The organism is Hungatella sp. SL.1.14 (assembly GCF_024460495.1).
In the GTDB taxonomy this organism is placed as follows: domain Bacteria; phylum Bacillota; class Clostridia; order Lachnospirales; family Lachnospiraceae; genus Hungatella; species Hungatella hathewayi.
In genome coordinates, this window is record NZ_JANFYJ010000182.1 from 1 (window position 1) to 376 (window position 376).

General features: G+C 46.0%; 1 protein-coding gene. It reads right to left on the reverse strand.

The window, feature by feature from the left end; translation table 11 throughout:
* Window positions 1-376, reverse strand: a 376-nt coding sequence (locus tag NE473_RS30585) for a glycosyltransferase (RefSeq protein WP_256265593.1), incomplete at both ends; no start/stop codon positions are given.

The following is a 376-nucleotide window of genomic DNA, read 5'->3' on the forward strand; positions in this document are numbered from 1 at the left end:
CGCACAGATGCGTTCCGCATAGCAGAGATACTGAAGATTGAACAGAAAATCCTCGCACCAGTTCAATTCCCGGCTGCACTGTAGCTTATATGCGTTCAGAATATCCCGCCGGTACAGTTTATTCCACATGACTCCATAGTAAAAATTGGCCGGTTTTTCCATCATGTGCTCTGCAAAGCCTTTTCTGGTCATAATTTCGTATTCCTTAATATGGCCTTTTCTTCTGATTTTATCGTGGTTGACACGGAAAAAGTGAGTGATAACCATATCGCAGGAGCCATACTCGGTCGCCGATACCATCATTCTTGTAGCATCCGTTGTGATCCAGTCGTCGCTGTCCACAAATTGCAGGTACTTCCCCTCTGCCTGGTCCATG